Consider the following 5,745-nt stretch of genomic DNA (forward strand, 5'->3'; position numbering starts at 1 on the left):
CCTCCCCGTCCACCCCGGCCGCGCAGCCGCCGGCCGCCGACCCGGCGGGGCCCGCCGCCGGGTCGGCGGCCCCCACCGCCGAAGAGACCGCGACCGGCCCGACCAGGACGGCCCCGGGCGGTGACCGCGCCCAGTACGGCGTCTGCGCGTTCCTCGCCCTGGTCGGCCTCCTGGTGATCGTCGACGCGACCCGGATCGGGTCCGCGCTCAGCAGCGCCGACCCGATCGGCCCGAAGCCGGTGCCGATCCTGCTCGGCGTGCTGCTGCTGACCGTCGCGGCGGTGTACGCGGTGGACGTGGCCCGCGGCGGCGCGGGCGAGCCGGAGGCCGGCGAGGACGTCGACCTGACCACTCCCATCGACTGGCGGACGGTGCTGCTGCTGATCGGGGCGTTTTTGGTCAACGCGGTGTTGATCGACCGGCTCGGCTGGGTGATCAGCGGGACGCTGCTCTTCTGGGGCACGGCGTTCGCCCTCGGCAACCGGCACTACGTGCGTAACCTGCTGATCGCCGTCGCGCTGGCGTTGATCACCTTCTACACGTTCGCCATCGGGCTCGGCGTCAACCTTCCCGCCGGCGTGCTGCAAGGGATCCTGTGATGGACAACCTCGCCAACCTGCTCGACGGGTTCGCCAACGTGGTGACCCCGATGAACCTGCTGTTCGCGCTGCTCGGCGTCACCATCGGCACCGCCGTCGGCGTGCTGCCCGGCATCGGGCCGGCGATGACCGTGGCGCTGCTGCTGCCGGTCACCTACGGCATGGAGCCCACCCAGGCGCTGATCATGTTCGCCGGCATCTTCTACGGCGGCATGTACGGCGGCTCGACCACCTCGATCCTGCTGAACACGCCCGGTGAGTCGTCGTCGGTGGTGACCGCGATCGAGGGCAACAAGATGGCCAAGGCCGGCCGGGCCGCGCAGGCGCTGGCCACCGCCGCGATCGGTTCGTTCGTCGCCGGCACCATCGCCACCCTGCTGTTGGTGCTGGTCACCCCACCGTTGGTGCAGTTCGCGATCAGCCTCGGCGCACCCGACTACTTCGCGCTGATGCTGCTGTCGTTCGTGGCGGTCACCGCCGTGCTCGGTGCGTCCCGGGTGCGCGGCTTCGCCTCGCTCCTGCTCGGCCTGGTGATCGGCATCGTCGGGATCGACTCGGTGAGCGGTCAGCAGCGGCTCACCCTGGGGATTCCGCAACTCGCCGACGGCATCGACGTGGTCGTGGTGGCGGTGGGCATCTTCGCCGTCGGTGAGGCGCTCTGGATCGCCGCGCACCTGCGCCGCCGGGCCGCCGAGGTGATCCCGGTGGGGCAGCCGTGGATGGGAAGGCAGGACTGGAAGCGGTCCTGGAAGCCGTGGCTGCGCGGCACCGCGTTCGGGTTCCCGTTCGGCGCGCTGCCGGCGGGCGGGGCGGAGATCCCGACCTTCCTGTCGTACGTCACCGAGAAGAAGCTGACCAAGCACCCGGAGGAGTTCGGTCGGGGCGCGATCGAGGGCGTCGCCGGGCCGGAGGCCGCCAACAACGCCTCGGCCGCCGGCACGCTGGTGCCGCTGCTGGCAATGGGCCTGCCCACCAACGCCACCGCCGCGGTGATGCTGGCCGCGCTCCACCAGTGGGGTTTCCAGCCCGGTCCGCTGCTCTTCGAGCGGGAGTCCGCGCTGGTCTGGACGCTGATCGCCAGCCTCTTCGTCGGCAACCTGCTGCTGCTGGTGCTGAACCTGCCGCTCGCTCCCGCCTGGGCGAAGCTGCTGCGGATCCCGCGCCCGTACCTGTACGCCGGGATCATCTTCTTCGCCTCGATGGGCGCGTACGCGGTCAACGCCTCGCCGTTCGACCTGTTCCTGCTGCTCATCATCGGCCTGCTCGGCTTCATGATGCGCCGGTTCGGGCTGCCGATCCTGCCGCTGATCGTCGGGGTGATCCTCGGCCCGCTCGCCGAGAAGCAGGGCCGGCGGGCGTTGCAGCTCTCCGGCGGTGAGCTGCACGGGCTGCTCGGCGGCTGGGTGTCCTGGACGGTCTACACCACGATCGTCGTGGTGCTGCTCTGGCCGCTGATCGGACGGTTCGTGGTCCGTCCGCTGCGGGAAAGGTTGGTGACCGGATGACGGTGTTGGTGGGGTACGTGCCCTCGCCGCTGGGCGAGGCGGCACTGCGGGCCGCCGTGGAGCAGGCCCGGTTCCGCGACGAGCCGGTGCTGGTGGTGAACACCTCGCGCGGCGACGCGTACGTCGACCCGCGGTTCGCCCAGGAGGCGGAGCTGGACCGGGTGAGCCGCGAGCTGACCGCCGCCGGGGTTCCGCACAGCGTGCGGCAACTGGTCCGGGGCCGGGACGCGGCGGAGGAGATCGTCGACATCGTCGAGGCGGAGGAGATCTCGATGGTGGTCATCGGGGTCCGGCACCGGACCGCGGTCGGCAAGCTCATCATGGGGTCGGCGGCGCAGGAGATCCTGCTCCGGGTGCCCTGCCCGGTGCTCGCGGTGAAGGCCGACTGAGCGCGGCCCGGGGACATCGCCGTCCCCGGGCGCGCCCCACCACGACCGACCGAAGGGAATCTCGATGACCGACAGCACCGCCGACCTCTACGACCGGTATGGCGAAGCCCTGGGCTCGTGCGACACCCAACTGCGTCAGTTCGGCGCCGTCACCGCCTTCGGCGGTCCGGCGGTCACCGTACGCTGCTTCGAGGACAACGCCCTGGTCAAGTCCGTCGTCTCCGAGCCGGGGGAGGGCCGGGTGCTGGTGGTGGACGGCGGCGGCTCGGTGCACACCGCCCTGATGGGGGACCTCATCGCCGGCACGGCGGCGGAGAACGGCTGGGCCGGGGTGGTCATCAACGGCGCCGTGCGGGACGTCGCCGCGCTGCGTACCCTTCCGCTCGGTATCAAGGCGCTCGGCAGCAACCCGCGCAAGAGCGGCAAGACCGGGGCCGGGGAACGCGACGTCCCGGTGTCGTTCGGCACCTGTGTGTTCACCCCGGGCGCGCAGGTGCGCTGCGACGACGACGGGGTGGTGGTGCTGCCGCTCGGCTGAGCGACGGTCCGTTCACCCGCTGGCCGGGTGCGGGGCGACCTGCCCCTGGCGGAGCCGGGCCGCGCACAGCTCGGCGAGTTTCGTGTACGCGGGCGCGCCGATCAGCGCGGTCAGCTCCGGGCCGTACGAGACGTACATCGGATCGGCGCCGACGTGCGCCTCGGTCGACGACGTGCACCACCAGTCAAGGTCGTGCCCGCCCGCGCCCCAGCCCCGCCGGTCGAACTCGGACAGGCTGGAGACCAGCACCTTCGTATTGTCGGGTCGCGTGTGCCACTCCTGGTCGCGGCGGATCGGCAGTTGCCAGCAGACGTCCGGTTTGTACTCCAGCGGGTGTACCCCGTCCCGCAGCGCCTGGGCGTGCAGCGCGCAGCCGCCCCCAGCGGGGAATTCGGCGTCGTTGAGGAAGACGCACGGCGCGTCGGCGTCCCGGGTGGCGGTGCGCCGGGCCGGGTTCTTGCCGTCGACCGTGTCGTTCTCGGTCCAGTTCCGGAAGCCCTTGCGGTAGTGCTGCCAGGTGGCCGGGGTGAGCCGCTTGACCGCGGCGCGGACCCGCTTCTCGTCGTCGGCGTCGGTGAAGAACGCGCCGTGTGAACAGCAGCCGTCGGCGGCCCGGCCGGCGACGATGCCGTGGCAACCCTTGCCGAACACGCAGGTCCAGCGGGACAGCAGCCAGGTCAGGTCGGCGCGGACCAGGTGCTTCGGGTCGGCCGGGTCGAGGAACTCGATCCACTCGCGGGGGAAGTCCAGCTCCACCTCGCGGCTGCGGGGGTCGTCGGGGTCGTCCACCAGCACGTGCAGTTCCACCTGGCTCGTCACCCGGACCAGCGTACGCGCGGTGATGCCCGCCGGCCGACGAGCCGCGGAAACCCGGTGGTCCTAAGGTCTAGCCATGCGACTGGGTGTTCTTGACGTCGGTTCGAACACGGTGCATCTGCTGGTGGTCGACGCCCATCACGGGGCGCATCCCTGGCCGGCGCATTCGGAGAAGGTGGTGCTGCGGCTGGCCGAGCAGATCGGCCCGGACGGTGCGCTGACCGAGGAGGGTGCCGACAGCCTGGTCAAGGCGGTCGGCATGGCCCGTGCGGCGGCGACCGGGCTGGTCGTCGACGACCTGCTGGCCTTCGCGACCAGCGCGGTCCGCGACGCGACCAACGCCGCCGAGGTGCTCGGCCGGGTCCGTGACGCCACCGGCGTACGCCTGGAGGTGCTCTCGGGCGCGGACGAGGCGCGGATGACCTTTCTCGCGGTGCGGCGGTGGTTCGGCTGGTCGGCGGGGCGGTTGCTGGCGATGGACATCGGGGGCGGCTCGCTGGAACTGGCCGCCGGCATCGACGAGAACCCGGACGTGGCGGTCTCGCTGCCGTTGGGTGCCGGGCGGCTGAGCCGGGAGCGGCTGCGGGTGGACCCGTCGGGCCTGGTTCCGCCGTCGGCCGAGGCCGTGGAGGAGCTGCGGGAGTACGTCGACGAGCTGCTCGACCCGGTGGTGGACAAGCTGACCGAGGTGGGTTGGGAGCGGCCGGTCGCCACGTCGAAGACGTTCCGGACGCTGGCCCGGCTGGCGGGTGCGGCGCCGTCGAGTGCCGGACTCTGGGCTCCCCGCAGCCTCACCCGCAGGGGGCTCCGCCAGGTGCTCGGCTTCGTCCGGCACATCCCGCCCGCGATGTTGCCGGAGCTGGAGGGGGTGAGCGCGCAGCGGGCGCACCAGCTGCTCGCCGGGGCGGTGGTGGCCGAGGCGGTGATGCGCCGGCTCGACGTGCCGTCGGTGGATGTCTGCCCGTGGGCGCTGCGGGAGGGCGTCATCCTCAGTCGGCTGGACCAGCTGGCACCGATGTGATGTCGGTCGGCCGTTCTGGGCGGTTTGCCGACACTCGTCCCGAGCCGCCGCGCCGGACCCGGTTACCCTCGGGAGTGTGACTTCCCGCGTCCCCGTCCTTCTCTCCAGTTCCTCGGTCTTCCCCGAACGGACCGCGGCGGCCTTCCAGTTGGCCGCGGCGCTCGGCTACGACGGCGTCGAGGTGATGGTCTGGACCGACGCCGTCAGCCAGGACGCCGGCGCGCTGCGCGGCCTCGCCGAGCACTACGGTGTGCCGGTCCTCTCGGTGCACGCGCCCTGCCTGCTGGTCACCCAGCGGGTGTGGAGCCCCGACCCGTGGGAGCGGCTGCGCCGTTCCGCCGAGCTGGCCTCGGTCCTGGGGGCACCCACGGTGGTGGTGCACCCGCCGTTCACCTGGCAGCGCGAATACGCGCGCACCTTCGCCGAAGGGCTGAACGCGATCGTCCGGGAGTATCCCGACCTGCGCTTCCCGGTGGAGAACATGTACCCGGTCCGGATGGGCCGGCGGCAGTTCGTGCCGTACGTCCCGGGCTGGGATCCGACCGAGACCGGGTACGCCTCGTACACCCTGGACCTGTCGCACTGCGCGGCGTCACGTACCGACGCGCTGGCGATGGCGGACCGGATGGGTGAGCGCCTGGCGCACGTGCACCTGGGCGACGGCACCGGCGAGGGGCGCGACGAGCATCTGGTGCCGGGCCGGGGCGGCCAGCCCTGCGCCGAACTGCTGCGGTCGCTGGCCGGTCGCGGCTTCACCGGCTCGGTGGCCGTCGAGGTCACCACCAGGGGCGCGAAGAGCCGCGAGCGCCGCGAGGCGGACCTGCGCGAGGCCCTCGAATTCGCCCGCGCCCACCTGACCGCCCCCTCTCCCATAGAC

Annotated in this window: 7 protein-coding genes; 6 read left to right on the forward strand and 1 reads right to left on the reverse strand. The window is 72.3% G+C overall.

Features of this window, described 5'->3' with window-relative positions; all coding sequences use genetic code 11:
* From E1166_RS29020 to rraA, 4 genes are all read left to right on the forward strand, one after another.
* Positions 1–599 (forward strand): tripartite tricarboxylate transporter TctB family protein (locus E1166_RS29020; RefSeq protein ID WP_207914628.1); only part of this gene is annotated, 599 nt, incomplete at its 5' end.
* Positions 599–2,104: a tripartite tricarboxylate transporter permease gene (locus E1166_RS29025; protein WP_132343044.1), complete on the forward strand. Its 1,506-nt coding sequence runs from the start codon at positions 599–601 to the stop codon at positions 2,102–2,104. The genes E1166_RS29020 and E1166_RS29025, both read left to right, overlap by 1 nt.
* Entirely contained in the window at positions 2,101–2,493 is a 393-nt protein-coding gene (locus tag E1166_RS29030; RefSeq protein WP_132270866.1) for a universal stress protein, read from the forward strand. The genes E1166_RS29025 and E1166_RS29030 overlap by 4 nt, the downstream gene beginning before the upstream one ends.
* Positions 2,494–2,557: 64 nt before the next feature.
* Positions 2,558–3,031: a ribonuclease E activity regulator RraA gene (gene rraA, locus E1166_RS29035; RefSeq protein ID WP_132343045.1), complete on the forward strand. Its 474-nt coding sequence runs from the start codon at positions 2,558–2,560 to the stop codon at positions 3,029–3,031.
* Between the two features lie 12 nt (positions 3,032–3,043).
* On the opposite strand, the gene E1166_RS29040 is transcribed toward rraA, so the two are convergent.
* Entirely contained in the window at positions 3,044–3,850 is an 807-nt protein-coding gene (locus E1166_RS29040) for a hypothetical protein (RefSeq protein ID WP_207914629.1), read from the reverse strand.
* 73 nt (positions 3,851–3,923) lie between these two features.
* Here E1166_RS29040 and E1166_RS29045 point away from each other — a divergent pair, with 73 nt between their 5' ends.
* Entirely contained in the window at positions 3,924–4,868 is a 945-nt protein-coding gene (locus E1166_RS29045; protein WP_132343046.1) for a Ppx/GppA phosphatase family protein, read from the forward strand.
* Positions 4,869–4,944: 76 nt separating this feature from the next.
* Positions 4,945–5,745 (forward strand): sugar phosphate isomerase/epimerase (locus E1166_RS29050; RefSeq protein ID WP_207914630.1); only part of this gene is annotated, 801 nt, incomplete at its 3' end.

The sequence above is a fragment of the Micromonospora sp. KC213 genome (assembly GCF_004348325.1).
Classification (GTDB): Bacteria; Actinomycetota; Actinomycetes; order Mycobacteriales; family Micromonosporaceae; genus Micromonospora.

Coding starts and splice junctions, on each gene's coding strand:
- E1166_RS29025 (WP_132343044.1), top strand. CDS start 599: ATGGACAACCTCGCCAACCTGCTCGACGGGTTCGCCAACGTGGTGACC.
- E1166_RS29030 (WP_132270866.1), top strand. CDS start 2,101: ATGACGGTGTTGGTGGGGTACGTGCCCTCGCCGCTGGGCGAGGCGGCA.
- rraA (WP_132343045.1), top strand. CDS start 2,558: ATGACCGACAGCACCGCCGACCTCTACGACCGGTATGGCGAAGCCCTG.
- E1166_RS29045 (WP_132343046.1), top strand. CDS start 3,924: ATGCGACTGGGTGTTCTTGACGTCGGTTCGAACACGGTGCATCTGCTG.